Source organism: Nostoc sp. EspVER01 (assembly GCF_034530635.1).
Taxonomy (GTDB): Bacteria; Cyanobacteriota; Cyanobacteriia; order Cyanobacteriales; family Nostocaceae; genus Nostoc.
Map to the genome: position 1 here is coordinate 1 of NZ_JAVRCS010000039.1, position 25,701 is coordinate 25,701.

The following is a 25,701-nucleotide window of genomic DNA, read 5'->3' on the forward strand; positions in this document are numbered from 1 at the left end:
GCTAACCACAGTCATTGCACCCCACACGCCAGATGCTCCACTTGGGGAGACCCCAAGACCGCACTGGCTCCCCTTAATCCCCTCCCCGCTTGCGGGGAGGGGAGACAAAGCGTAGCTTTGGCGGGGGTGGGGTTCTTCGGGTTTAATAAGCAATCAAGCGGACATGATATAAGAAGTAATAAGTAATAAGTAATAAGTAAGAAGTAAGAAGTAAGAAGTAATAAGTAATAAGTAATAAGTAATAACTTCTTACTCATTACTCATTACTCATTACTTCTCCTCTACTCCATCAAACGCCTTGAGCTAGTGAGAAATGCGGCTTTAGTCCTTATTTTCTAAGCACTAAAGTGCTTACTACAAACTGAGGTGTTAATTACTGCCGAAAAATTTCTACTTTTTGTAACACCACTTCTTGATTTGGACGATCTCTAGTTGTAGGCACATTAGCAATTTTGCTAACTATATCTAGACCTTGGACAACTTCACCAAAAACACTGTGTTTGTTGTCAAGGTGAGGTGTTGGTGCTTCTGTAATGAACCATTGCGAACCATTAGTACCGCGTCCGGCATTCGCCATCGACAAGATACCTGCACGAGTGTGTCTCAATTCAGGATGAAACTCATCTTCAAATTGATATCCTGGCCCACCAGTACCCCATCGGTTAGCTGTATCTAGATAACGACTCAGAGGATCGCCACACTGAATCATAAAATCAGGGATGACCCGGTGAAAGCGAACTCCATCGTAAGCTGGAGTTCCCTTACCAGATTGACCCGTTTTAGGGTCTTTCCAGTCGATTGTTCCGGTTGCTAGACCGACAAAATTTTTGACAGTGTTAGGAGTTCGCTCTTCTTCTAAACGAACTACAATTTCACCCAAGGAAGTAATTAAACGAGCGTGCAGTGTTCCATCACCGGGAATATTAATTTCTGGAAAGTTCATTAGATATCCTATTTTAACTAGTGCCAGTATTTGAACTATATAAGTCTATCAGCATTCAAGTTACCGCCTTTAGACATGAAAAAAACCTGAATTCAGGAAGCAGGAGGTCGAAGGCAGGAGGAACCCACCCTTATAGTGGGATTGAAGCAAGGATGCTTTATACTTTTCTGCGAGACGCTGTGCGAACGCGCTGCACGTCTGAGTATAATTTTTTCTTTAAACGTGGCTCTAAACCCAGAACTAAAGTTTTAATTGATACTCCTAACCTCCTGCCCCCTGCCTCCTAACTCCTGCCTTTTAGTAAGGAAACTTGAGCCAACAAATATTTTACTCTGGCAAATTTATCGCTGGATTCCGGCTAAAGAATCCTCTAGGGACTAGCTTAAAGCCAACTCGGTGAACAGGCATCACAGGCCAATCTTCCGATCGCGGAATATGAGTTACGCCCATTGTGTACCACAGTACAATATCTTCACCCATCAAGGCTTCATCGTCTGCAATATATTTTGGTAAACCCTGTCCGGGTTGAGTTTGGTTGGGATAATCGCCGCCAGCATAAAGTTCAGTAGGTTTATATTTTGTTACCCATACGTGATGAGTCGCAAATTCTGCCCTTTGGCGGATTTTTGAGCCTTCCACAGGGAAAAATATCGAGTTTCCTTCAGGCATCAGCATATATCCAGGTGCAGCACCGAGAGCATTTTTTTTGTCTGCGCTAACAATCATCCATTCGCGACTGCTTTTCATATCCAAATCGCGCACAGCAGCCGTTTCTTTGGCTAGTGGGGTTTCTGAAAGTGCGATCGCATTTCCTAAAGGATTTTTCTCATCCATCGGTAAAGCTTTCACATTCATTTCCATCACAGAATTCGCCTGACCATCGACATCGAAATCTAGGCGATAATTGAAAAAGTGCTGATGATTTACTCCAAAGATATTCTGAGCAATTAATCGACCATAGGAATCATCATCAGATTGCTTTTGGGCAGCCGTTCCCTGCGTCAATACGATACCCGTTAATTCATTTTGGACTTCCAAAGTCCCATCCTGGTGAAAGATCCAATTGATGCTGTAATCATAGTTATCAATGGCTACCGTCATCTTCATCACTAATTCTCGACCGCGACGGACATCATTACGCTGAGTATTATACTCATAGTGTTTCCACAGCATTCCGCGATCGCGCTCATAGATACCGATAACCCCTGGTATTTGATAAGGTTCTCCCTGCTCATTCGCAAATACAGCATTTAGTAACAAGCCATTTTCAGGAATTTCTTTACCTAATTCCATCGTATTTGCTAGTAAACCTAAGTTGTATTCCCCTACATCAAAGGCATTTCTAAACGACCAAGTAGGCTTAGGGTCGCCATAAGGTACTACCATTTCGGAGAGGCTAGCGCGGTATAAAACTGGTCGAATATTTTCCCCGTCTTTATGCGTCACTTGATAAAGCATTAATCCATTACGAGGATGCATTGAATAGCGAAACTTCCAACCTTGCCAGCTAATTTCATTGTCTTTGATCTGGAAACTTCTACCATTAGCTTGGAGAATCTTCAATGCTTTAAGTGGTGACAGTAATTTACCCAAGGATTTGGTATCATAATTCCAATTTTCTTTAGAGAAAGGGACGTTTCCTCTATCAATAAAACTGGCAACTTTACCTGTGTTCAAATTGACTGTTGCTAAGACTCCTTCAATGGGACTACCGTAATAGTTCCAGCCTTTACCTTTGTAGTAAGATAAGCCGCGACAAAGACGATTGCCTGTTGCTTCTTCCTGCTGACTGAGGATTCCTGGAGACCACCAACTAATTTTGACCTGATTAAAATCGTTAATTCCCCGCTTTTGCATCGCTTTTTGCCATCGGGGATCGGCTTTAACGATCTGAGTTGCTAGTTCATATTCTGAATTAACGATCGCAGGTTGCACAGACGCTATTTCTTTCCAAGAACTTAAGGTTTTGCTTGTCAGGTCAACGATACCCTCAAAGGTTTTGTTTTCTGAACGTTCATAGACTACCAAAAAAGCTTTTCGCCCAAAAGTTTTACCCGGTGTAAAATTTAGAACTTCTTTTTTATCTGGTTCTTGTAAAGCAATAAGTGGAAAAGCTGCCATTTCGCTCAAAGTTTTTTCTTTTTGAATGACTAAAACAGCTGTGCTAATTTCTACCTCAGTTAGCGAAGTGAGAGGATGTGAAATAGAAGGCTGTTGAGCTATCAATGTTTCCATTAATCCGATTGAGATAGAAATGATGGAAACGATCGCAATAGATAGCCATAAAAAACGCTTTAGCCGCTTAATCATCTTTTACATTTTTACAAAAGACTTATAGTTATCTATTTCCAAGCCTAAGATTGAAAACCGATAAATTAAGCGGCTAAAGCGAAATTAATTATAATAAAATAACCCCACCCTGCTAAAGCACAGCTATGGCGGGGTGGGGTTCCGGGTATTATGCTTAATTACCTGGACATTATCTTACGCAGAAACCAAACGGCGTAAAGATTCAGCACGACGTTTAGCAATAGGGTTATTTGGAGCCAATTTGAGTGCTTCTTCGTAACTTTGTAACGCCTGAGTCGTTAATTTTTTCTTCTCGTAGGCGTGACCGAGATTATTTAATCCTGTTACGTAATCTGGTTTAGATTTGAGAGCTTCTTTGTACTGACGAATTGCTAAGTCATATTGCTCTTGGGTAAAATAAATATAGCCGAGTCCGTTGTAAATGGGGGCGATATCTTCTTCTCCCTCTTCTTCAGCAGCTTTGAGAGCTTTTTGAAGTAGCGCGATCGCTTGAGAGTACATTTTTTTTTCTGAATAAATACTGCCTAACTCATAATATTCTTGAGTCGTACCCTTTTCTTTCTCTAATTTCTTTCGCAATCTTGCAAAAGAGCCTTCAACCTTGCGAGTTTTGAAAATCTGGCGAAACACACTCACGGCTGCAATTGTGAGTATAACCACCAAAATTGAGAGATAAACAACGGCTAGACTGTTATCCATTGCTGCAAATACAAATATTATAAAGTTTGTTATTTGTCTTTTGTCATTTGTTATTCACTAATGACTAATGACCAATTTACGGTAAACCCCAATATTGAGAGCGTTGCTGGAGCCAACCTTTTTCTAAATAACGAGCGATCGCTTGATTCACATTTCGTCTAAACTCATCGTACTGCAATCCCTTGGGCATTACTACACATAAGGGTTCAGTTGATAACTTAGTTGGCAGTAACCGATATTGAGGATATTGTTGCACCCAACCGCTTAGAACACTAGCATCTGCGGCAAAGGCTACAGCAGCATTATTTTCTATTTCCTCTCGCGCTTCTTTATAGGAATCCACTCCTACTAACTCGGCGTTTGGCAGATAGTACCGCACTTGAGCAATGGTACTGGAGTTGTTGAGTACAGCAATTTTTTGTTTTGCCAAATCATTCAACTGCTGCACAGAGGCATCTTTTGTAACTAATACAGTGCCATCCAAATAGTAGGGAACACTGAAGCTAACTATGCGGGCGCGTGACTCGGTTGCTGTGACTCTAGCGATCGCAAAATCAACTTTCTTGTCTAAAACTACAGACAGGCGATCGCGATTCGCTACAGGTTGAAATTTTACAGCTTCGGCTTTACCAACCAAGTCAACTGCCAAACGCTTGGCCAAGTCAATTTCTAAGCCTTGTAAATTCCCGTTGGCATCTTTAAATCCCAAGGGACGCAAGTTATCTTTAACGGCAACATTTAAATAGCCCCGCTGCTGAATTTCTGACATTTCGGCAGCAGATGCAGTTAATCCCGTCCCTACTAAAGAAAAGCAAAAAATCCAAAAGATAGTGGCGGATAATACCAGATGTAACCGAGTAATTGCTTGCCGTCTGTTACATCTGTTATACATCCCTCACCACCTTTATCCTTTAGCTTGAAGTGCCAATTCAGCAACTTTGCCGAAACTAGCTGGATCGAGGACTGCCAATTGCGCCAACATCTTGCGATTTAGTTGGATATCAGCTTTTTTCAAGTTACCGATCAACTGGCTGTAACTCAAGCCGTGTTGCCTGGAAGCAGCGTTGATGCGGGTAATCCAGAGGCGACGAAAATCGCGCTTTTTCTTTTTGCGATCGCGGTAGGCACTCCGTAGCGCCTTCATCACTTGTTGGTTGGCAGTTCTAAACAGAGTTGAATGGGAACCGCGAAAACCTTTAGCTAGTTTGAGAATTTTATTGCGGCGTTTGCGAGCTACATTACCGCGTTTTACCCGAGTCATAACTTATTTCCTAAAATACTTACAAATATGGGAGCATCAAGCGCACGTTAAGTTCGTCGCGTTCGTGTACAAGCGCACTCTTACGCATACCACGTTTTTTGTCAGAAGATTTGTGTTCTAAAAGGTGGCTTTTGAACGCTTTACGACGGACGATTTTACCGCTACCGGTGGCACGGAATCGTTTTGCCGCGGCTTTACGAGTCTTTAGTTTAGGCATGGTCTGGCTTTGATTCGACACGATCCATTATTATATACTATTAAAATTGCTATAACTGCAATTAAATAAAGGATTTAGCCAACGGCGATCGCTACGAAGTTCTAAAACGCGACTTGGCTACAAGTTTTCGGAGCGATCGCGAAGCTTATACCAATGGTAAAAATGACTATATCCGTGCTTTGATGGTCAAAGCACGGAATGAGGATATGGAAAAAAGCCAAAGCCATTGATTTATTTAACTTTTTTCAGTGGCGTTAGCTTTGGGATCTAAAATTATTTGCGAAGTGGATTTATTCACATGATAAGTCCAAGATTGCTCTTTAACCTTAACAATCACTTCCCAACCTTCCACGGGGTCGTACTGCTGGGTGCAGACTTCGCCAAAGTTGAATTGGCAGAGATTTCCAAAGGTTTTTGGTGTAGCCTGAGTAATTTTTACATCAGTAATTCCCACCCCAGAACGGCTTGAGGCATCGCTCAAAATTGCATCTGCGATCGCCTTCGGCAATGTTTGTGAAGTACTCACTTTGGGATCTAAAATGATTTGTCTTCCAGATTTATCGACATGGTAAGTCCACGAATCTTGGCGGACTTTGACAACTACTTCCCAGCCTTCAATGGGGTTGTATTCCCTAGTACAAACTTCTCCAAATTTGAACAGACAGGGATTACTAAAGGTTTTTGATGTGACTTGGGTAATCTCTAATTCCCGTTTACGCAAGCCGGAATTCCTGGACGCATTTCGTAAAATTTTATTAGCGATCGCTTTCGGTAACTCGTTTGCTTGGGATTGGGATACTTGAGTGCCTTCTGGGTAAGGAATAGCACCAGCGGAATTATTTTCAATGAGTCCGAACCCACAAGATAGCAAGCTTGTCAACACCAGCGTCAAGAAAATTCCTCTGGGTGACTTGAAGGTGCTTTTAATTACGGCAGATGCTTGGGTGATTGATTTCATAATATATATTGATTGTTAAAAATTGAACGGATAATATCCCATACTTCTCGGTTAAGGGGGAAAGAGAAAAGAAAAAAGCTTTAACCCAAACCCAGTAACCTTTTCCCAAAACCCAATTCCAAATTAAAGATGCCTAACCAAGAAGTATTGGATAATATCGCAATTGAATCATAATTTGTTTGACGTTGCACTCTTAATTCAGTTTCCTTATAGAGAGTGGGGGAGAGGAAAGCATAACTTCGGCTACGCTCAGCAACCGGGGGAGCAGAGGAGAAGTTGCAGTAAGTTTTTTCCCTCTGCCTCTTGTGCCCAATATCCAATGTCCCATCCCTTATACTTGTTTGCTCATTGCCGCTAAATTCACCACACATTCAGGAAATTGGCGTTTTAATGCTGGAAACACCGGACAAGGCGCTTGTTCTTGTAAATTGTCCGGTTTACTCCAAGTAAAGGGGGCTTTCTGCGCCGCAGACATCCACAACAGCAGCTTTGCTCGTGTCATGGCAACATAGAGTAAACGATACTCTTCAGATGTTTTCAAATTCTTTGCCACCTCCCATGCCTGACTAACATCCGGTATGGTAGATTCTTCGTGGAGAGTAGCGCGAATTTGAGCGCGGGCTACTTCTGATAAGGTAAAGTCGCCTAAAAACTGGCTTTGGGGAGGAACCCAAAATCTGCCAGGAATCAAGTTTTCGTGGAGAAAGGGAAGAAACACATAGTCCCAATCTAGCCCTTTAGCCTTGTGCATAGTGATAATCGTCAGTTGACCACGACGGGTGTAACGTTCTTCCGAATCCTCGGTTTCCACTGGTTCAAACCGTTCAGAACTGACGATTTCACTTAAGGCTGAAAGCATCCCACTCATTGAACTATTGCCAGCTATCTGCTGGTTAACCCGTTCTGCGAGTTTGTCAGCAGTTGCCAATTCTGCTTGATCGTAATTTAAGGTCAAGGCGAGAAAGGAAATTAGCTGATAAAGAGGCAGTTCTAAGCGGGCACGAAGTAAATTGCGACACAAACGAGCAGCTTTTTGTACTGTTTCTGATTGGGGTGCTGCTAGTGGACTAGGATACAAAAATTCTTCTGGTAGACTAGCAAGGGCGTTGAGGTCTTGAGTAGGAATTAATTGGCGCTGGACTAAGGCTTCTAGGGCGGCTTTGAGATAATCGGGGGAGTGGGGGCGATCGCAAAATTGCAATAATGCCAAAATTTCTTGGGGAACATGGGAACGGCGATCGCGTTCTCCCACATCATAAAGTGTAATTTTATGCTCTTTGCACACAGGTGTCAGAGCTTCTGCTAACCATCGTCCTTGACGATTTTCTCGGACTAAAATCGCTGCGCTATTTTTTGTTGGATCTTCACCAAATAACTCAATCACCCTTTGAGATAACAATTCAACGGTGTGATGAATATCGCGCGGTGTATAAAGTTCTAATCCTTGTCCTACGGGTGCGGGGTTAGCGTTAGCTTGCGGATCGCCAACTTCCACAGGGCGAATTGTCTGCAAGCGAAATGGTACTTGTCGGTTATCAGGAATCTGTTGTTTGTTGTTGGTTTTGGTTTTTGCTAACCACTGATTATTGATCCACTTGAGGGAAAAGTTAGCGGCTTCAATGATAATTTTAGTACTGCGACCAGCTCGATCCATCGTTGCCAATCGTTCGATGCGATCGCACTCTTCACAAAATTGCCGGAAATAAATCGGATCGGCTGGAGTAAAGGTAGAGTTAATTGCTTGATTAGGATCGCCAACTCGCACTAAATTGAGTGTTGACTGATGACTGATGACTGATGATTGAGGAGTTATTATTCTCTCCCTGCCCCCTGCCCCCTGCCCCCTGCCCCCTGCCTCTCCCCCATTACTTGCCAAAATTTCTAATAGCTGCGTCTGAAGAGGGCTAGAATCTTGGGCTTCGTCTTCAAAGACCGCGAATATTTGGTTTTGCTCAACGTGACGGGCACTGTCGTTTTCTAAAACGCGTAGTGCGGCTAAAATCATATCGTCGTAATCGATAAAATCACGCGATCGCATCAAGTTTTGATATTGCTCGTACAACCCCGCCGCTACACTTAAAATTGCATATTCGTCTGTGGTTTGTTTACTCCACTCCCGCAACAATTCTGGCGATATCCCAGAACTTTTTGCTTCATGAATTACCGTATTAGCCAACTCTGGTAATACTTCTGTTCGCAGCACCGATTGACGACGCAACCTTTCTGTCTCTTCTCCATCAAATTGATGACCTTCCAATAACCGCAAATATACATCTGGATTATTTACAATCCATTGTTCTACAGCAGTTCTGATAAAGCGGTGACTTTGGGTTGGTGTAATTAATATGACATTTTCTAACTGCAAACCCGATAAATCAGAATGGCGGTTGGCAATGTTCAACGCTAGACCGTGTAGGGTATAGACAAAAAAGCCCGTCTGGGGTAGACGTAAATCATCTCTTAAAAATTTCCGAATCTTCGCTTTAATATTGGCAGCAGCGGAGCGAGTAAAAGTAACGACTACCAACTGACGGCGGGAAGATGAACGTTCATATTGACGGGCGATCGCGATCGCCGCCGCCGCCGCCATCCCAGTAGATTTGCCTGCACCTGGAACGGCTGAAATAGCCAAAGGCCCAGATTGCCAATCAGCCATTTGCTGCTGTCCAGGGCGAAGACTGTTGCGGATTTTGAGAATCTTTTCCTGCAAAGAAGGAATAGGCGATCGCTCAGACAATTCTGAGTCAAGTAATTCTTGAACAACAGGAATAGTAAATTTAGAGTCGGACATATAAAAAGGAGTCAGAATTCAGAATTCAGAATACTCTACCCATGAAGGGATAGAGTTTTAAATTAGTGAAAAAAATTTCATCCTAGTTTCGCCCACCAGGGGCGAGGTTTTAACCAATATTCATCACCCACTCGTACAGAATTCATACTGAATTCTGACTCCTGAGTTCTGAATTCTTCTTATAAAATTTGAGATTTGAGATTTTGGATTTAATTCAAAATCACATATATAAATAATTTTATAGCAATTTAATGTGAAGTTGCACATATCTTGATCCCCCTCTAAATCCCCCTTAAAAAGGGGGACTTTGATAGATGTTTTTCCGGTTCCCCCTTTATTAAGGGGAGCCAGCGCGGTCTTGGGGTCTCCCCAAGTGGAGCGACTGGCGTGGGCTAGGGGGGATCGAATTCTATGCAGCTTCATAAAAAATTGGTATTAGGTGATTATTAATCTCAAATTACTAAATTGTTGATAGTAGTCTGTCTAGTTTTATTGGATTAGTAAGTTATTTCGTAGTTAGAAGTTCAGGCATTATTTTTTAACTCCTAAAGTGCTTACTACAAAACCTGACAAAAACTTGGTAAATATTCGATTACAGTAATTCATCAGGGAAAACATTTTCCAAAAGCCTGAAGTAAACGTAACGATCCTCGAACGCGGATCTTCCTCCTGATTAGCGCCCAAACAATATTCTGTTCCTTGGCTAGAAACTGAAGCCAGGTGTAGCTGTCGGCAGAAATGTGAATATTGGCTGTTCCAATATGACTATTTTCCACCTGAATTGTCTTATCTTTAATTATGACTGTCGCCTGACATTGTTCCTTCCCAGTGAATGTGAAGTGGTAAATAGCATCCAGTCCTACTGATTGATTCCTTTGAAATACCAGAGGCAACCCGGAAAGAAACCCTTGAATAGAATTAGGGCGAAGGCTGTTGCTAACTTGCTTAACTTTTTTGTGTGGAAATCTTCTCGCTACGTAGTCTTGGGCATCGGAACCTGGAACAACATAAATAGTTTCTTCTTTATCTTGTAAGGGTTGGACTACTTCTTTAACAAAGCCTTTCTTATTCCTCAAAAATTGACCAATTACATCTTCCCCAGCTGGACAAGCAGCTACACAATAAGCTGCTTTATAGTTTGATTTGAAAGCAAGACTCTGCCACATTGATGCTGATTCCGAATCATTCACTTTTTGACGGTAGTCATGGGCACTTTTACTTTCGGCAATATCTTCTACCCAATCGGTGAATCCTCCCAAAAACTCTCGATAATTGTGAGTGTAACAAGCTGAGAAGTTGAAATGTCCATCACCACCAATAGCTCCCACTGGACAAGCTACTACACATAATTTGCACTCCAGGCAGGGGTTATAGTCAATTGGTCTGTTATATTTAGTTACTTCAGCTTCGATCAAAATCGTCCCTAGTAAAATAAAGTTGCCAAATTTGGGATGAATAACGTTGCGGTGAATCCCCATGTGACCTAAACCTGCGGCTACAGCTACAGGTTTGTGGGAAACAACCCAAATTTTCCCTGGAAAGCGATCCATTTCCATTGGAAAACCCATTGCTGGATTTAAAGCTCGAATTCCTTTTTGTTCAAGGGTAGCAACAATCTCATGAGAAATTTGGTTGACTTCATCGCCTGTAGTGTGAAATTCTACGTTAGCTAGCGATCGCTCTGAACTACGAACATTCTCCCGATTCATGCGACACACGAAACTAACTAGTGTCTTCGTCGGTGGAAAAGCTACAAGAATATCCTGGCGTTGAGCAGCAATCTCTGGGCGATCAATCTCTACAAAGCCAACATCATCCGCTCCTAGCTCCAAGCACAAACTACGTAGCCAATCAGCATCTAAAGGAGAAGCGATCGTGGAATCATCGATAGTGCTTTGCTCGCGATACTGTCTGACAGTTGGATGATCGTCAAATTTAGACATAGAGGTTTCCTAATTCAGAAATATGTGTATATACACCTTTTTGAGAAAAAAATTAGCCTTTATGCAGCAAGGATACAGTATCGGACAAACCTGATAACAAAGTACTCCATCGTTCTTGCCCTAATTGTTCTAATACACGAGTTTGGGCTACTTCCCATAGAGGTAAAGCCTCGGACAAAGCGGCTTGTCCTTTATCTGTTAAACTGATCACCCGCATCCGTTGATCCTGTCCTGGCTGAATCTGGAGCAATCCCTGCTTTTCTAGTGGTTTGAGGTTACGTGTCAGCGTGGTTCGATCCATAACTAATTCTTGAGCTAGGCGCGTGATTGTTACTGAGCCAGCTAAGTTGATTGCAGTCAGCAAGGTAAACTGGTTAGCCAAAACCCCACTTGGTTGCAAAATCTCATCAAAAAGTTGTGTAACTGTGCGAGATGCTTTGCGGAGATTAAAACAGGTACAGGTAGCTGCAACTTTTTTAAGTAGAGCTAATTGAGTAGTTTGGTCTTGCATAAATTAAGTGTATATACACTTAATTATCCTGTCAAGCACTAAGACGGCGATCTAAGCGTTTCTGCTAGAAATAAAATTAATAATCCCCCGACAAAACAAACTTTGCTTGGTTCATTTGCTCTCTAAGTCGGAGGATTATTAAGGAATCTCAAAACGAAATGTCAAGCGATGACTAATGTGGGCATTGGTGTCAACTTAAGCTGGAAATAACTTAACTGTTGGCTTTGTCACCCGCCAGGGAATAAATTTTCAAGCTAATAGCTTAAGTCTGCTGAAGTAGACTGGAGATTTTTGGCGATATTTAGTCATCTTCAGATGACTTTATCTATGAGGCGGGAATTTCAATTCCCGACGGACGAGTTGTTTCGCCTTAAGTTGACACCAATATAATGTGGATTGCACCTACGCAACTTCAACTGAACATTGATGAACTGCCGATAAAAGCTAGAAATACCGGGGCAAATTGTACAGAAAATGACTTTTACACTAGCTCTTTGACGTTTTGCCGTTCATCCACAGTTGATTCACTAAAGACGGCTGCGTACAACCATCCTGCTAAAATAGCTCCCAAGATCGGAGCTATCCAGAACAGCCAAACTTGTGAAAAGAGTTCTACACCTGCAAATAGAGCAACTCCAGTACTACGGGCAGGATTAACCGAGGTATTGGTTACAGGAATGCTAATCAGGTGAATTAAAGTGAGTCCAAAACCAATTGCCAGTGGTGCAAATCCTTTAGGAGCACGGCTATCAGTCACCCCCAGAATAATCAGCAGAAACATGAAAGTCATCACAACTTCACTAATGAAGCAAGCAAACAGCGTGTAACCACCTGGAGAATGAGTACCGTAACCGTTGGTAGCCAGTGGGTTGGAGCCACTTAGGGCAAATCCAGTTTTGCCGCTAGCAATCAGGTAGATAATGCCCGCACCAACAACTGCACCGATTACTTGAGAGGCGATATAAGGTAGTAAGTCAGACCCCGGAAAGCGCTTACCTGCCCACAGTCCAAAGGAAACAGCTGGATTGAAATGACCACCAGAAATATGACCAAAAGCATAAGCCCCTGTAAGGACAGTAAGCCCGAATGCCAAAGATACACCTACTAATCCAATACCTAATGGAAAAGAAGTATTCTCGCTGATTTTTGCAGCATCTGCTGTGTAGGCTGCGGCTAGAACAGCACTACCACAGCCACCTAAAACAAGCCAAAATGTGCCGATAAATTCTGCCAAGCAACGTTTTGTGAGAGACATTTTTGGAAAATTCCTTGTTCCGCTACAAATGAGTGATAGTTACGTTACACAATGTTTAAGTCATTGCTGTCAACAGAAAATCTATTGCCTTTATTTTGTGATGAAACTAAATTGAAAAAAATAGGAATTTTTTCTCAATAGTTAATTGCGGTGATAAGATATGAAAATACAGTAAAATTTAAAATAATAAGAAAAATACTTAATTTTTTAATAATTTTGATCTCATAATATAGTTGCTGCAATACGGTTGGTCTTAGCTTCAAAAACCGTAAACTGCGTAGCTTGCTTATCTAGTAATGGTATCAAGACAAACCCAACAAATGACCAAACAATGTTGGATTTAGTTCTTCAAGCCAACCTCCGATTTTCCTTAACTCAACCTTGTTGAAATTTTTGCTCCAGTTAGTTTAATCTTCAACACTCCCACACCTTCTGGCGTGGGAGTGTTACGCAGTTAGCTCGTCTAAAATTGAATTTATTCGTCAATCTGCCATGAATCCTTAGTTAATTCTTCATCCAGAATTTTCTTAGGACGCACGATGATAATAATTTGTCCTAATAAAGGAATTTCTGGCTCAGTTTCAAACCATTGAAAATCTAATTCACCACCATTTTCAACGACAAAATAGCTGGAGGCATCCCATTCTCGTTGGGCACGATCTATCACAACTACGACTGGCCCTGTTTGGCTTTGGGTTTGGATGGGGAAGCGATCGCTATTCGCTAAAATCACTACTGGATCTTCTGCCGCCAATAGCACTTGCCAACCTGGTAAGGGAACCCAAGCTTGCTCTCCAGAAAACTTAACCAGGCGAAATGGTTCAATTTCTGTCAGTATGGGCACAGCTTGCAAGTCTTGCCGTGATAATGGCAACTCGCCTACTACAGGCAAGATTCGGGGTAACTGTTCTTCAAATTCCAGGCGGTAAAACGGTAAAATTGGCGCTGGACGCTGGGGAACGGTAGTAAAATCAGTTAGTAACTGTTCGATTTTTTGCCTTGCACCTGGCGTGTGAGCAAAACGCAAACCTTTGGCAATTAGGCGCGATCGCTGTTGCAAATCTGCATTTTGGCGTGCCAGTTTCCAAACTTGGTGAGCAACAGCATCCCCAGGATGGGCAGAAAATCCTTCTGGTAAAGTGCGGTAATAAGAGAACTCTTTCAGGGCTTTTGCTATATCTCGTGCCTCATCAGCATCAACATTGTGGACGAAGATTAGTTCGGCGGCGGCGGCGCGTTCTTCTTGAGTAAGTAAACGTAGCTCGTATAAAACATCGCTGCCACGTGTAGTATAGTGCGATCGCGTTTCTGCCGATACTCCAAACTTTTCCAAAGAATTGTAAACTTGAGAACCAACAACCACCTGATTTTGTTGAATCGGCTCAAATCCAGTCGCCTCAAAAATTTCTTGGGGGTTGAAACCGGTTTTTAGCAACGAGGCGATCGCGGCTCCCCATTCCACCCAGTTGCCTTGTTTTTGCCTCAGTTTTCGGAATAACTCTTGTGCTACATCATTGTTAGCATTATCTTCGGGATTCTGAGTGTTGGGTGGTAAATCAGTCATAATCGGAGTGCGAGCTTCAACTTGAGAGGTTAATTAATACCTCATGAGCAAGTCTTATTTTAATCTATACCCAGACCTACACCTCATCCACGATCAAAACTGCCATAGTTTCGCTAATTTAGTTGGTTTTTCTAGCGCAACATTTTTAATTCAGATATTTGGGCAAATAAATTTTCTCTGTAGCGCTCACTATTAGCATTCTCAAATATGCAAAATAACTCAGTATAAACCCTTGGCGCTCTTCGGCTATTCTCAACTAAACTTGGTATGGAATATAACAAGAGAGTGAATATTTAAAGGAAAATCTTATGGATAAACCCAATCTCGAAATTGATAAAGTCCAATCTCAAGTTATGACTCTCGAACGACCAAAAAAGCTGAAAATACTAGTAGTTGACGATGAGCCAGATAATCTAGATTTACTTTATCGCACATTTCGACGCGACTTTAATGTTCTGAAAGCTGATAGTGGGGTGAACGCTCTACAAGTTTTGGCAACAGAAGGGGAGGTAGCGGTGATTATCTCCGATCAACGGATGCCAGAAATGAAAGGAACTGAATTTCTCAGCAAAACTGTACCTCAGTTTCCCGATACAGTAAGAATAATTCTCACTGGATTTACTGATATAGAAGACTTGGTAGAAGCAATTAATGCTGGGCAAGTCTACAAATATATCACCAAGCCTTGGGACCCAGGGGAACTAAAGGCAGTGGTACAAAGAGCAGCCGAAACCTATGACTTGCTCAAGCAACGTACAGAAGAATTACGCCGTGCTCATGCTCAAATGGCGCTGCTGAGTGTTTTGGTACAGGTAACTCAAGCTGCTTCTAGCTTAGAAGAAACTCTCGCTCCCATTGCTAGAGCTGTGAGTGAAACTTTTGGAGCAGACGGCTGTATTTTACAACTTACAGATGGAAATACTCTGGTTGCAACTCAAGGAACTTACAGCGACACAGGTACAATAGAAAATTGGCTATCTCAAGATCCACTAACCAGGGAAGCGATCGCCACGGGACAAATGCAAGTTTCCTTAAATGTACTTAAAGACACTAAATTAGTTGATGCGATTCACTACCAAAATACGGGTGTGCAAGCACATTTAGTGATCCCAATTAGCTACCGCAATCAACTTTTGGGTGTATTGTCGCTCCAGTGGAAACAACCTTGCACTTTGCGAGAAGATGAATTAGTGCTAATTAATTTATCAGCACAACTGGTGGCGATCGCTCTGACTAGTAGTCACTCTCATTAAGGTATTGTGTAGTTGTCATTAGTCATTTGTCCTTTATCTTTGGCAAATGACGAATGACTGATGATCAATGACTTATTGACCAATGACTAACGAAATTCAGTCCATTTTTAACCGTATTGCTCCAGTTTATGACCAATTAAACGATTGGTTGAGTCTGGGACAGCATCGAATCTGGAAAGAAATGGCAGTAAAATGGAGTGCAGCTAAACCAGGAGATACTGCATTAGATTTGTGTTGCGGTAGTGGTGATTTAGCTTTACGTTTGGCACGGCGTATCGGAGCAACAGGACAGGTGTATGGAGTGGATTTTTCCCCAAACCTGCTAGAAAACGCTAAAGAACGCTCCCAAAAGCAGTACCCCCAACCCGCTATTAGCTGGGTAGAAGCTGATGTCCTCAATTTACCCTTTGACGATAACCAGTTTGATGCCGCAACAATGGGCTATGGTTTAAGAAATGTTAAAGATATTCCCCGCAGTCTCCAAGAGCTATACCGGGTTTTGAAACCGGGAGCTAAAGCCGCAATTTTAGACTTTCATCGACCGAGTAATCCTCAGCTACGCGCTTTTCAGCAGTTGTATCTGGACAGTTTTGTAGTGCCAGTTGCCAGTTATTTAGGCTTAAAAGAAGAATATGCTTACATCAGTCCCAGCTTAGATCGTTTTCCCATCGGTAAAGAGCAAATAGAGTTAGCTCATCAAGTTGGTTTTGCAGTTGCCACACACTACCCCATTGCGAACGGTATGATGGGAGTGCTAGTGCTTAGTAAGTTAGGAGTTATTAGTTAAAAGCGATGCCCTGAGCCTGCCGAAGGGTTATGAATTATGAGTAGTGATAAATTCTCATTTAAAATTTATCATTTCTAACTCCTAACTCCTAACTCCTAACTCCTAACTCTAAGCTCTAACCTCCTAACTTTTTAAATTCTTCCCTTGGACTGGTCTCATCTTTGGCTTTATGTGTCTCCCCCGGTACTGGGTGGAATTATTGGCTATTTCACAAATGATATAGCCATCAAAATGTTGTTCCGTCCTTACCGAGCAATTTATATCGCTGGACGAAGAGTACCCTTTACCCCTGGATTGATCCCCCGCAATCAGGAACGTCTGGCTAAGAACATTTCTAATACAATCATGGGGTCACTGTTGACACCACAAGAATTGCAAAATCTGGCACGCCGTTTGTTGCAAACAGAACGCGTGCAATCAGCAATTTTCTGGTTGTTGCGGTTAGCGATTGAACAAATCAAAACAGATAAAAACGAGAAGAGTGCCAAAATTGTAGCGGGAATTTTGCGGGATTTACTAGGGGAATCTTTGCCACGATTGCTCAAGGTTTTAGCGCGGCGTGAAGATTTTTTAGAAGCGCAGATCAATCAAATTTTTGACCAGATATTGCTGGAATTTCAACTGAGTGAAGAACAAGCTACGCGGCTTGCTGATTGGTTGTTGCAAATAGTTTTACCGCCGGATCTGCTCCGCCAAACGATAGTTGATTTCTTGACCGATCGCACCATTCAAATTATCGATGAAGGCTTCCGCGAAAAAACCAGTGGTACTTATTGGGTAGTAGCAAATTTGTTTGGCTTACGTAATACTCTGACACGCCTACGAACTTTTTGTTTGGATGAAAAAGAGGCTGCTAATAGTCGCTTGCAGGAATTGACTCAAGATTTGCAGATCCGCGATCGCATTCGGAAATTGCTGCAAAATTTATCATTACAAAACTTGCCAATGGGGACGGTTCGCCAACTCCGAAAAACCACCCGTGAAAGTGTCCGTCATTACCTGCAAAATAGTGGCAGCGATTTTTTACAAGGATTAACTGATTCTGTTGATTGGGAAAATATTGCTGTAGTACTACTGAATCGTGTTAGTACTTCACCAGTTGTCAGTACTTCTTTAGAAGTCATGAGTCAAGAATTGGCTCTAATTTTAGAGAAGTATTTGGAAAAAGATTTAGAAGCAATTGTGGCGCAGGTGATTCCAATTTTATCGATAGATGAAGTGATAGTTGACCGGGTAAAATCAACTTCACCGGCTGATTTAGAAGCTGCAATTGAGGGAATTGTCAAAAACGAATTGCAAGCGATTGTGACTTTAGGTGGTGTTTTAGGTTTTGTTATTGGGTTATTGCAAACAGTCTTTTTAGTATTAAGTCAATATTAATTTTCTGCAAATTTGTATTAAATTAGAGTTGCAAGTTCTGCCGATTTTGAAATGAGTGAAATTGAGCGATCGCTTAACTCAAAATCTGTGTTAAATCTAGTACAAACCCAGGTAATACATCCTCTCCTGATAAGCTAGTAGGCGATGTCTCCGACGGGCTACGCCTACGCAGGATCTCAACATCCTGTCCTGGGCGATAAATTTCCACCTGTTGGTTTTGCGGATCAATCAACCATCCTAAACGCACACCGTTATCAATGTACTCCTGCATTTTTTGTTGCACAGTCTTTAAGCTGTCTGAAGCAGAGCGTAATTCTACGGCAAAATCGGGTGCCATTGGTAGGAATCTGGCGGGGTCTGGATTTAGAGCTTCTAATCGCTTGCGACTCACCCAGGATGCATCAGGAGAGCGATTTGCGCCATTGGGAAGTTTGAAACCCGTTGAAGAGTCAAAAGCCAGTCCTGTACCATCGGCGTCAGCCCAATTACCTAAACGCTGTGTCAGTCTACTATTTCGATTTCCGCTTTCCCATCCAGTTGGTGGCATGATAATTAATTCTCCCTCTGCGGTGCGCTCAAGTCGCAAATCTCGATTATTTTGACACAGTTGGAAGAACTGCTCATCTGTTAGTTCAATGGTGGGACTGAGGTTTAGAATCAGGGCAGTCATAGTTGCCTCTTAATCTTGCTAACTGTAGCGTAGCACTTGGTCAACCTAGTGTGTTAACCATCTATGGAAATTAGCTTCTAGCCCAGTATAGAAATTGGAGTAAGTGTCATAAACAACTAAAATCAAGTTTTATCAATTACTGCAAGGTGTGCAGATAGATCATCTTCTTCAAATGCATCTGAGTACAATCTTTTATTAAATATCTGAATTAAATCTTGTACTGAAATTTCTTTAATACGAATACCATCAACATCATATAATTCTCTAGTATTTTCTTGGGTAATTATCCAAACCTGACGATTTTTACCTTGAATTTGGAGAGTCTTTTTCTTTCCCCCGCCATCTGTAAGCCTTATATCAATTGTCATTTGAGAATTTTTTAATTTATTTACATAGTTTTCAATCTGGTCTTTTTTGTATTCATCAAAATTTTTTCTTAATGTGCAATCATACATCACTGCAAGGCTTCCAATTATAAAGAAACCATCCGCTCTACCAGCTTGATTTTTTTTGTCATATTGATACAAGTTATGGATACCGAGAAGCCTGAGAACCATAAATACATAATCCTCAAACTCTGCTGAGTCTGAAAGCTTCATGCAATTACCAAAACATGAACTAATTTTTGCTTTGATATCTTTAATATTTAAAGGGTCAATATTATTATCAATAGTTTTCTTTTTCAAAGATACCGTTGCTTTAGGTAAACTTGAAAAAAGTAAACGAATTTTCTTAACAGCTTTTACGACTCTTCCATCTTTATAATTTATATTTTGTAATGTAAACTCTAATTTATCTCCTTTACAAAGATTTTCGATTGCAATTTCCTCTAAATCTTGCTGAAAGAATAGCAAATCTTTATCTTGATTTTTTAAAGGTTTGTCAGGTTTAATAAAACCTCTACCTTCTTCTTTATTTAGCCAGTTAATAACCCCTGTTAGTCTGTTAGACTCATGCAAAAAATATACTTCTTCAGCAACTTTTTCTATAGTGCCATCTTTTTTATTCCATTCTTTAACAATAAATTCTACTAAATTCTCTTTTGCTAAATCTTGAATCGCGATTCCAATCAGTTTATCTGCGAAGAAACGTATGTCCCCCTCGTGACCAGGTATAGCTGTATCAGGAGTAATGAAGCCACAAGCTGCTTTACCTTCTCGGATACTAATACTCTTGATAGTCCCTGTGATTTTCATACCTTTTAACTGGCAAGTATTATTTATAGAGTTTCAGATATAGGATTCCCTAAAAACTGAATGGTATAACACTGCCTGAAAACTGTATAATTTATACTTAACTTTTGGTTTATACCCCGAATCGAACTTTATATCATGTCAGGAATTTAGCTTGCTATTCAAAGGCTCAATATATGCTTGTAGAGTATCTTTAACTTTAGAAGGTTGACGAACTGGAGCGATCGCAGAATAATCCGGTTTTACTGTCCAGTCGTAATGGCGAAGCAGTGTGGAAAGCACAATTTTCATTTCCATCTGGGCAAATTCCATGCCTAAACAACTGTGCGAACCATGACCAAAACCCAGTAGTGCTAAAGGATGTTTCTTATCTTCTTCACGAGGTGGTGCAAAGCGATCGGGGTCGAAGCGATCGGGATCTGTGTACAGTTCTGGTAAACGGTGAGTCAACATCGGCGAGATAGTCACAAACCAACCAGCAGGGATGCGATAGCCTCCATACTCAATATCCTTGAGGACGCCACGATTATAGGCATACACTGGCGGATAGAGCCGTTCTGCTTCTTTGAGCACATTAGTTAACTGTGGAAGTTGTTTGAGATGGGATAGGTTAAGAGGATTATTTCCCACAACTGCTAATTGTTCTTGGCGCAGTCGTTCTCGCCACTCTGGATGATTACCTAGTTCAAATATTACCCAAGTCAGCAAGGAGGCTGTCGTCTCGTGTCCAGCAAATAGTAATAATAGTGCCTCATTGATTATCTGTGCTTCGCTCAATTTATTGCCGTCTTCATCAACAGCGGCTAGCAGTAATCCTAAAACATCTTTTGATTCTTCTAAGTTACCCTGCTTGATACGTTGGGCGATCGCTTCACGTAAGAAAGCCACTAACTTACCCCTAGCATTTTGACCACGACCATATAAAGTAAAAGGGACATTCAATTTGAATATCGCCATACTGCTATCTAGCAGTTGTGTAAACCACTGACTGGTTTGCTCAACTTCGGTCTTGTTCTGACTTCCCAAGAACAGGCGAGTCGCAATCATTAGGGTAAGCTGGCGGAAACTAGAATTTAAAGGAATCGTTCCTCGCTCTCCCCAATCTTTGAGGAAGTCCTGCACAATATTTTGGATGGTGTCGAAATATGTAGCGATCGCTTTTCCATGAAATGCTGGATACATCAAGCGACGAGTTAGGCGATGTTCTTCCCCATCTTGTAATAAAATATTGTTGCCAAATGTTGATGCTAAGAAATACCAACCGATCCGCGACGACATATTTTCAGCTTGTTCTACCAGCACCAGCCGATTAGCATCAGGGCCAATTAGATAAGCACGTTTGTATCCCATGACGCTCGTCTTAAAAACTGAACCATGCTGCTGGAATCTTCGCCATAGATACAGTTCTAAATCCCGAAATATTTCTAAAGTCTCCCCCAAGATGGGCAAGCCATAACTACCAGGCATTTCATCGGCTGATTTTAGCTGCCGCATATTTGAGTACCTCCAGCAGGAATTAGCTACAGTTTAATTGTAAAGGGCAGTTAGGCTTTGCAAATCAAAATTACCAATTGTGGTAGAGTTTTTCTGCGTAGAACATAATCTCTTCATTTGGCAATCTGATTTTTGGTTTTTGTCGAGGATACAAGGTTTCGACAGCACTTGTATCCTGATCAATAACTGTAGCCGCTGCTTGTAAAACTGAGTTTTTAAACAGAAATTTCATCAAAGGATTGACGACTTTGGCATACATCAAAATAAACGTCTTGGTGATTTTTTCTGTTTCAGGGTAGAGAATATGAATTTGAGCTATATCACCAATAGGCGTTTTAGCAAAAAAAGCTGTAGTTGAAGGAAAAGCATATTCGAGTGTGTTAGCAAGCTTTTTAGGGAAGATTCCCAAAATAGGATTTTTGAGAATTTCTTCTAGCGTGTTGTTGGCTCTTGTCAGTTCTTGTTTAACTGTGGAATAGTATCCTTTTTCTTCAAAATGACTTACATTACAAGATGTAATTTTAAATAGTTCTTTATGAGTACCATTTTGGTGATTATAGTCATAGTTAACCATCAGGTTACTCAAAAAGTCACCCTGAATACTTTTATCCCCAGTTACTCCAAGGAACTCGTATTCATCGACAATTTTTTGATGCAAATCTGGGATGGGTAATCTTGGCTCAAATCCAGCATAAGTCCAGATACAATCATTGCTAATAATGAACTCTAATGGCTTTGTAATTGACTGAGTGTCTTTTTTATCTCCTTGCTGTAGTCTGCCTTGTCCATCAAATTCTAGTGCATGAAAAGGGCAAGTGATAGTATCTCTTTCTTGACAAATCCAGCCGTCTGATAAGGGTGCTTGCATGTGCGGACAGATGTTATCAAGGGCAAACACTTCGCCTTTTTGGTTTTGCCAAATAACATAATCCTGTCCATTTAATGTGATTTTATTTGGTTTATTCACTCCCAATGTAGATTTGTGCGTGATTAACCAAGGCGCACCAGGTAAAATTGGTTCCATTTTCCCTCCAAAATCTTGGTAATTTTTTGAAAAGTCGCTAGATGCGTTAGCAAAAGGTAACGCAATCTTAAAACTTAAAAGTTGTAGACAAGCTGGTGTCGCCTGTTCTACATCACTTTTTGGTATGTAAATTGGGATAACTAAAGTCTTGTCTGCAATAGACTAATACTACCGAGCATTTGCTCGGCTAACTTTGGCTACTGCATGGATAATTTTGATAACTAACTAATTTTTTAGTTAGTGAGTATTAATTTAATAAATTTCATCTTATATGTCAACTACTAACCAAGTTTTTAGTTAATATATTTTCGTTATGATGATGGAGTAACGTGGGTCGTTCAACGCAGTCAAAATTCTCATCTAAAAAGCCGCGCCAGGTGCGCGATGCAGAAGCGACAAAAAAGCAGATTCTCGATGCGGCGGAAGCGGAGTTTGCCAGAAATGGACTTCAAGGGGCGCGGACAGGGGCGATCGCTAGAGGTGCAGGTGTCACCACAGCGATGATTTACTACTACTTCCAGAGCAAGGAAGGACTATATCAAGCTGTTCTGCAACGTCCGGCGGTGGAAATGCACGAAGGGTTTGGGCAGCTAAATTTGGATCGGTTCCCACCAGAGGAAGCTTTGAAACTGCTAGTCAAAGAAGCGATCGCTTATGAAGCTGCTCACCCGCACAGAGGAATGCTTTGGTTCCAAGAAGCAAACCAAAATCAGGGGAAGTATTTTAAAGAGGGGAATTGGCAAGAAAATTTTAGCTATCTCATCAAGATTTTAGAGCGGGGAATGGCGGAAGGTTGTTTCCGTCAACTCGATCCATTTTTCACCACCCTGCATATTATTGGGGTTTGTAATTTATACTTCAACGCTTACGAAAACATCAAGCATACTAGACCCGATTTGCAACTGCTAAGTCCAGAAATGATTGAGCAGCATACTCAAGCAGCAGTTAATTTTATCTTGGCTGGTGTGCGACGTAGTGAGGATTAGGGATTGAATATTGGGTACTCAATCTATTGATAAACCCAAGCGCTTAGGTTATATCTGATAAAATTAAGATATTAAATGCCAACAATTTTAAGAAAAGGCGGTTTTGAGGTTCGTATCTACCTTAACGATCATATTCCTGCTCATGTCCATGTTTTTAAAGGGGGCGGAGAGGCAAAAATCAATATAGGAGATGAAAACCTAGCTCCAGAGTGGGTTTGGGTATCCCCAGGAATGAGTGATAAAGATGCGGTGAAAGCTTTACAGTTAGTTGCGGATCACCAATTGGAACTACTAAAAAAGTGGCGAGAATATCATGGTTAAGAAGATTGCTGCTACAGAAGAATTAAAAGAGAAGCTAGCCAATGCCAGAGCAAACTCAGATACTATCGCCACATCTGAACCACGGGCTACTCGTGCATTTTATGACGCTTATTTAGGAATGATTATAGTTATCTTGTCCAACAAATGTATGTTTGGGTTCCCTTCAGATGCAGGGCAAGGGCTAGCAGGTGCTTCGGTCAAGGACTTAACAGAAGTAGAGGTAACACCTTCTGGTGAAGGATTACACTGGAAAACCCTAGATGTAGATTTGAGTATTCCTGCTTTGATGAATGGAATATTTGGAACTAAAAAATGGATGGCTGAACTTGCCAGAAAGGGTGGAAGCTCAACTTCTTCTGCAAAATCTGAGGCATCTCGACTAAATGGTACAAAGGGCGGTCGTCCCCGAAAAGAAATTGTACTGGCTATTGATAAAGATAAAGCTTGACTCACTAAAACTGAATCTAGCGATCGCTTAGGAATGCTCAAATTAACTAACTCTAGCTACTATCAAGCGATCGCATCTAAAGCAAGCGTTTGGAGTAACCTAAATTTAGAGAAGCCTTGAGATTATCGCAAAACCCAAAGGGTAAGTTGTTAACAAGTAAAAAGCAAAAATTAAGAAACGCTTGCGGTATCAAAATTGTAACGGACTTACCACAAGCGTTTCTCTGAGGTAATGCTGCGTAACAAGATTTTTTCAAAAATCAAATTGGATTGCTATACCACTGCCCTCTTTATGATAGCGAACTTCATGTGCCACTTCATCTGAACCATGAGCTGACTGCGTTCCAAGCCTTACTCGCAACATTACCAACACTAGTAATAACTTTCCGGGCAGCACCTATAGTTGCGCCCGCACTTGGATCGATTAATGTGATTACTGCTTCAACTCCACTAATAATTACATTAAGTATACTTGTGTTAAACTGTTCTCCCTGATTACTGAAATTCTCTACTGCTTCTTCCCTCTCCTCAATGTGTCTTCTCCGTTGCTTTAGAACTTCTTTTTCCCGTAATGATTGTGCATTAGCTTGTTTTAGGCGTTCTTCTTCTTGTCGTATAAATTCTCTTTCTTCTTTTAATCTATCTTTTTCTTTTTTTATTGCCTGTCTTTCTGCTGCCTCTCTTGCTCGATTTAACTTTACTAGTGCCTCGAAAGGGAGCATTTCAACTACAGCCAAGAGCATTTTGTGAAGATTCCAACCCGAAAGAGAGTCATACTCAATGATTTGATATTCAGAGAATGAAGCACATGGAATTTCTCTTTGCAGAGTTTCTAGAAATGCTTTCTTAGCATCTACAATCGCCTGAGTATGTTTAGGACTTGTTGAGCCAATTAGCCCATCAATTTCAACTTGAGAAAGTTTACCATTATCTTGATACCTGATGTCCGATAATTTGTTATAACCGAAAATAATATGCTTACTAGAGACTCCAGAACTAATAAGTAGATTTACAGTTTTTAGTGTACCTAGTTCTGCTGGTCTTGGTGGGCAGACAATGACAATAAATCCGTCAGCTTCTTTAATTCGCCGCCGATAAATTTCTTTGAAAATTTTATCATTTTTTGGCGAATCACCAAGTCCAGGAAGGTCAACAATGTTAATATTCTCCTCATTACTTTCCCATTCATAAACCTCATCAGTGTCTGTGCCACGACTGAAATGACCAACTTTACCAACTTCTTGCCCAAAAAGAGTATTGATAGTAGATGTCTTTCCGTTGCCAGTTTTTCCACAGATAAGAATATTAGGCTTCCGTTCTTTAGGTAAGTGATGACGGTACTTTTTGATAGTTTCACTAAGAAATGCTATTTGCTGTTCACGCTCTTTTTCTGGCTTTGATGTCATGTTTTTAAGTATTTTATAAGTGATGTTTTGAATTGACTAAGATAATTCTTCAACTCCAGAAATAGATATTTCGTAAAAATTTATCTGCAATTTTCAGGAAAATGCCCTTGCTGAATCCTCAATACTGATTTATAGCAACGGACAGGGAGCTTAGGACAGCAATAAAATCACAAAGTACGCTGTTGAAGACGCGTTTCCCGCAAACTGTCCTAACGGCTTTGGCGACTGCTATATTTGGGCACTCAGCATAAATCTAGGATCAACTACATCACATTCTAAAAAACCTGT

24 protein-coding genes are annotated in these 25,701 nt (G+C 41.2%); 7 read left to right on the plus strand and 17 right to left on the minus strand.

Translation table 11 applies throughout. The annotated features are described in order from the left end of the window. Nucleotides 1–373: 373 nt before the first annotated feature. The 6 genes from RMX69_RS24395 to rpmI form a co-directional block, all read right to left on the minus strand. A complete protein-coding gene (locus RMX69_RS24395; protein WP_289795538.1) occupies nucleotides 374–943 on the minus strand; it encodes a peptidylprolyl isomerase in 570 nt (189 codons plus the stop codon). 327 nt (nucleotides 944–1,270) lie between these two features. Next, on the minus strand, nucleotides 1,271–3,253 hold the full coding sequence (locus RMX69_RS24400; RefSeq protein WP_322638976.1) for a primary-amine oxidase: 1,983 nt from the start codon (nucleotides 3,251–3,253) through the stop codon (nucleotides 1,271–1,273). 174 nt (nucleotides 3,254–3,427) lie between these two features. Next, on the minus strand, nucleotides 3,428–3,952 hold the full coding sequence (locus tag RMX69_RS24405) for a tetratricopeptide repeat protein (protein ID WP_289795540.1): 525 nt from the start codon (nucleotides 3,950–3,952) through the stop codon (nucleotides 3,428–3,430). A gap of 76 nt (nucleotides 3,953–4,028) precedes the next feature. Continuing rightward, nucleotides 4,029–4,844, minus strand: coding sequence for a transporter substrate-binding domain-containing protein (locus RMX69_RS24410; RefSeq protein ID WP_322638977.1), 816 nt, complete (start codon nucleotides 4,842–4,844; stop codon nucleotides 4,029–4,031). A 12-nt stretch (nucleotides 4,845–4,856) separates the two neighbouring features. Continuing rightward, nucleotides 4,857–5,213 (minus strand): 50S ribosomal protein L20, encoded by a 357-nt coding sequence (gene rplT / locus RMX69_RS24415; RefSeq protein ID WP_289795542.1) that lies wholly within the window; start codon nucleotides 5,211–5,213, stop codon nucleotides 4,857–4,859. A gap of 19 nt (nucleotides 5,214–5,232) precedes the next feature. Continuing rightward, nucleotides 5,233–5,430, minus strand: coding sequence for a 50S ribosomal protein L35 (gene rpmI, locus RMX69_RS24420; RefSeq protein ID WP_094350284.1), 198 nt, complete (start codon nucleotides 5,428–5,430; stop codon nucleotides 5,233–5,235). A gap of 65 nt (nucleotides 5,431–5,495) precedes the next feature. On the opposite strand from rpmI, the gene RMX69_RS29510 reads away from it, so the two are divergent. Then, complete coding sequence (locus tag RMX69_RS29510) at nucleotides 5,496–5,660, plus strand: GrpB family protein (protein ID WP_354666171.1); 165 nt, start codon at nucleotides 5,496–5,498, stop codon at nucleotides 5,658–5,660. 5 nt (nucleotides 5,661–5,665) lie between these two features. Here the strand turns inward: RMX69_RS29510 and RMX69_RS24425 are convergent, their stop codons facing one another. From RMX69_RS24425 to RMX69_RS24450, 6 genes are all read right to left on the minus strand, one after another. Then, nucleotides 5,666–6,388, minus strand: coding sequence for a hypothetical protein (locus tag RMX69_RS24425; RefSeq protein WP_322638978.1), 723 nt, complete (start codon nucleotides 6,386–6,388; stop codon nucleotides 5,666–5,668). Nucleotides 6,389–6,719: 331 nt separating this feature from the next. Further along, nucleotides 6,720–9,179, minus strand: a complete 2,460-nt coding sequence (locus RMX69_RS24430) for an ATP-dependent helicase (RefSeq protein ID WP_322638979.1) — start codon at nucleotides 9,177–9,179, stop codon at nucleotides 6,720–6,722. Nucleotides 9,180–9,784: 605 nt separating this feature from the next. Continuing rightward, complete coding sequence (locus RMX69_RS24435; RefSeq protein ID WP_322638980.1) at nucleotides 9,785–11,122, minus strand: SCP2 sterol-binding domain-containing protein; 1,338 nt, start codon at nucleotides 11,120–11,122, stop codon at nucleotides 9,785–9,787. A 52-nt stretch (nucleotides 11,123–11,174) separates the two neighbouring features. Next, nucleotides 11,175–11,633 carry a MarR family winged helix-turn-helix transcriptional regulator gene (locus RMX69_RS24440; RefSeq protein WP_289795547.1) on the minus strand — a complete coding sequence of 153 codons (459 nt, stop codon included), beginning with the start codon at nucleotides 11,631–11,633 and terminating at the stop codon, nucleotides 11,175–11,177. A 481-nt stretch (nucleotides 11,634–12,114) separates the two neighbouring features. Further along, the gene (aqpZ, locus tag RMX69_RS24445) at nucleotides 12,115–12,888 is read right to left on the minus strand and encodes an aquaporin Z (RefSeq protein ID WP_289795548.1); all 774 of its coding nucleotides are present in this window, start codon (nucleotides 12,886–12,888) and stop codon (nucleotides 12,115–12,117) included. 475 nt (nucleotides 12,889–13,363) lie between these two features. After that, nucleotides 13,364–14,452, minus strand: a complete 1,089-nt coding sequence (locus RMX69_RS24450) for a RuBisCO accumulation factor 1 (RefSeq protein ID WP_289795549.1) — start codon at nucleotides 14,450–14,452, stop codon at nucleotides 13,364–13,366. A 308-nt stretch (nucleotides 14,453–14,760) separates the two neighbouring features. On the opposite strand from RMX69_RS24450, the gene RMX69_RS24455 reads away from it, so the two are divergent. From RMX69_RS24455 to RMX69_RS24465, 3 genes are all read left to right on the plus strand, one after another. Then, complete coding sequence (locus tag RMX69_RS24455) at nucleotides 14,761–15,705, plus strand: response regulator (RefSeq protein ID WP_289795550.1); 945 nt, start codon at nucleotides 14,761–14,763, stop codon at nucleotides 15,703–15,705. 82 nt (nucleotides 15,706–15,787) lie between these two features. Next, entirely contained in the window at nucleotides 15,788–16,492 is a 705-nt protein-coding gene (gene ubiE / locus RMX69_RS24460; RefSeq protein ID WP_322638981.1) for a bifunctional demethylmenaquinone methyltransferase/2-methoxy-6-polyprenyl-1,4-benzoquinol methylase UbiE, read from the plus strand. Nucleotides 16,493–16,636: 144 nt separating this feature from the next. Beyond that, on the plus strand, nucleotides 16,637–17,872 hold the full coding sequence (locus tag RMX69_RS24465; RefSeq protein ID WP_322638982.1) for a DUF445 domain-containing protein: 1,236 nt from the start codon (nucleotides 16,637–16,639) through the stop codon (nucleotides 17,870–17,872). 73 nt (nucleotides 17,873–17,945) lie between these two features. Here RMX69_RS24465 and RMX69_RS24470 read toward each other — a convergent pair whose 3' ends face one another. The 4 genes from RMX69_RS24470 to RMX69_RS24485 form a co-directional block, all read right to left on the minus strand. Further along, nucleotides 17,946–18,542 (minus strand): Uma2 family endonuclease, encoded by a 597-nt coding sequence (locus RMX69_RS24470; RefSeq protein ID WP_322638983.1) that lies wholly within the window; start codon nucleotides 18,540–18,542, stop codon nucleotides 17,946–17,948. 122 nt (nucleotides 18,543–18,664) lie between these two features. Next, nucleotides 18,665–19,738 carry a hypothetical protein gene (locus tag RMX69_RS24475; RefSeq protein ID WP_322638984.1) on the minus strand — a complete coding sequence of 358 codons (1,074 nt, stop codon included), beginning with the start codon at nucleotides 19,736–19,738 and terminating at the stop codon, nucleotides 18,665–18,667. Nucleotides 19,739–19,876: 138 nt separating this feature from the next. Next, nucleotides 19,877–21,229 carry a cytochrome P450 gene (locus tag RMX69_RS24480; protein WP_322638985.1) on the minus strand — a complete coding sequence of 451 codons (1,353 nt, stop codon included), beginning with the start codon at nucleotides 21,227–21,229 and terminating at the stop codon, nucleotides 19,877–19,879. A 70-nt stretch (nucleotides 21,230–21,299) separates the two neighbouring features. Beyond that, complete coding sequence (locus RMX69_RS24485; protein ID WP_322638986.1) at nucleotides 21,300–22,253, minus strand: Rieske 2Fe-2S domain-containing protein; 954 nt, start codon at nucleotides 22,251–22,253, stop codon at nucleotides 21,300–21,302. A 329-nt stretch (nucleotides 22,254–22,582) separates the two neighbouring features. On the opposite strand from RMX69_RS24485, the gene RMX69_RS24490 reads away from it, so the two are divergent. From RMX69_RS24490 to RMX69_RS24500, 3 genes are all read left to right on the plus strand, one after another. Then, nucleotides 22,583–23,239 (plus strand): TetR/AcrR family transcriptional regulator, encoded by a 657-nt coding sequence (locus RMX69_RS24490; RefSeq protein ID WP_322638987.1) that lies wholly within the window; start codon nucleotides 22,583–22,585, stop codon nucleotides 23,237–23,239. Between the two features lie 75 nt (nucleotides 23,240–23,314). Beyond that, nucleotides 23,315–23,560: a DUF4160 domain-containing protein gene (locus RMX69_RS24495; protein ID WP_322638988.1), complete on the plus strand. Its 246-nt coding sequence runs from the start codon at nucleotides 23,315–23,317 to the stop codon at nucleotides 23,558–23,560. Beyond that, complete coding sequence (locus tag RMX69_RS24500; RefSeq protein WP_322638989.1) at nucleotides 23,553–24,008, plus strand: DUF2442 domain-containing protein; 456 nt, start codon at nucleotides 23,553–23,555, stop codon at nucleotides 24,006–24,008. Before RMX69_RS24495 ends, RMX69_RS24500 begins: the two co-directional genes overlap by 8 nt. Before the next feature lie 316 nt (nucleotides 24,009–24,324). On the opposite strand, the gene RMX69_RS24505 is transcribed toward RMX69_RS24500, so the two are convergent. After that, on the minus strand, nucleotides 24,325–25,413 hold the full coding sequence (locus RMX69_RS24505) for a GTPase family protein (RefSeq protein WP_322638990.1): 1,089 nt from the start codon (nucleotides 25,411–25,413) through the stop codon (nucleotides 24,325–24,327). Between the last annotated feature and the right edge of the window lie 288 nt (nucleotides 25,414–25,701).

Coding starts and splice junctions, on each gene's coding strand:
- RMX69_RS24405 (WP_289795540.1), bottom strand. CDS start 3,952: ATGGATAACAGTCTAGCCGTTGTTTATCTCTCAATTTTGGTGGTTATA.
- RMX69_RS24425 (WP_322638978.1), bottom strand. CDS start 6,388: ATGAAATCAATCACCCAAGCATCTGCCGTAATTAAAAGCACCTTCAAG.
- RMX69_RS24410 (WP_322638977.1), bottom strand. CDS start 4,844: ATGTATAACAGATGTAACAGACGGCAAGCAATTACTCGGTTACATCTG.
- RMX69_RS24430 (WP_322638979.1), bottom strand. CDS start 9,179: ATGTCCGACTCTAAATTTACTATTCCTGTTGTTCAAGAATTACTTGAC.
- RMX69_RS24500 (WP_322638989.1), top strand. CDS start 23,553: ATGGTTAAGAAGATTGCTGCTACAGAAGAATTAAAAGAGAAGCTAGCC.
- RMX69_RS24475 (WP_322638984.1), bottom strand. CDS start 19,738: ATGAAAATCACAGGGACTATCAAGAGTATTAGTATCCGAGAAGGTAAA.
- RMX69_RS24470 (WP_322638983.1), bottom strand. CDS start 18,542: ATGACTGCCCTGATTCTAAACCTCAGTCCCACCATTGAACTAACAGAT.
- RMX69_RS24455 (WP_289795550.1), top strand. CDS start 14,761: ATGGATAAACCCAATCTCGAAATTGATAAAGTCCAATCTCAAGTTATG.
- RMX69_RS24485 (WP_322638986.1), bottom strand. CDS start 22,253: ATGGAACCAATTTTACCTGGTGCGCCTTGGTTAATCACGCACAAATCT.
- RMX69_RS24440 (WP_289795547.1), bottom strand. CDS start 11,633: ATGCAAGACCAAACTACTCAATTAGCTCTACTTAAAAAAGTTGCAGCT.
- rplT (WP_289795542.1), bottom strand. CDS start 5,213: ATGACTCGGGTAAAACGCGGTAATGTAGCTCGCAAACGCCGCAATAAA.
- RMX69_RS24450 (WP_289795549.1), bottom strand. CDS start 14,452: ATGACTGATTTACCACCCAACACTCAGAATCCCGAAGATAATGCTAAC.
- ubiE (WP_322638981.1), top strand. CDS start 15,788: ATGACTAACGAAATTCAGTCCATTTTTAACCGTATTGCTCCAGTTTAT.
- RMX69_RS24395 (WP_289795538.1), bottom strand. CDS start 943: ATGAACTTTCCAGAAATTAATATTCCCGGTGATGGAACACTGCACGCT.
- RMX69_RS24400 (WP_322638976.1), bottom strand. CDS start 3,253: ATGATTAAGCGGCTAAAGCGTTTTTTATGGCTATCTATTGCGATCGTT.
- RMX69_RS24505 (WP_322638990.1), bottom strand. CDS start 25,413: ATGACATCAAAGCCAGAAAAAGAGCGTGAACAGCAAATAGCATTTCTT.
- aqpZ (WP_289795548.1), bottom strand. CDS start 12,888: ATGTCTCTCACAAAACGTTGCTTGGCAGAATTTATCGGCACATTTTGG.
- RMX69_RS24435 (WP_322638980.1), bottom strand. CDS start 11,122: ATGTCTAAATTTGACGATCATCCAACTGTCAGACAGTATCGCGAGCAA.
- RMX69_RS24480 (WP_322638985.1), bottom strand. CDS start 21,229: ATGCGGCAGCTAAAATCAGCCGATGAAATGCCTGGTAGTTATGGCTTG.
- rpmI (WP_094350284.1), bottom strand. CDS start 5,430: ATGCCTAAACTAAAGACTCGTAAAGCCGCGGCAAAACGATTCCGTGCC.
- RMX69_RS24495 (WP_322638988.1), top strand. CDS start 23,315: ATGCCAACAATTTTAAGAAAAGGCGGTTTTGAGGTTCGTATCTACCTT.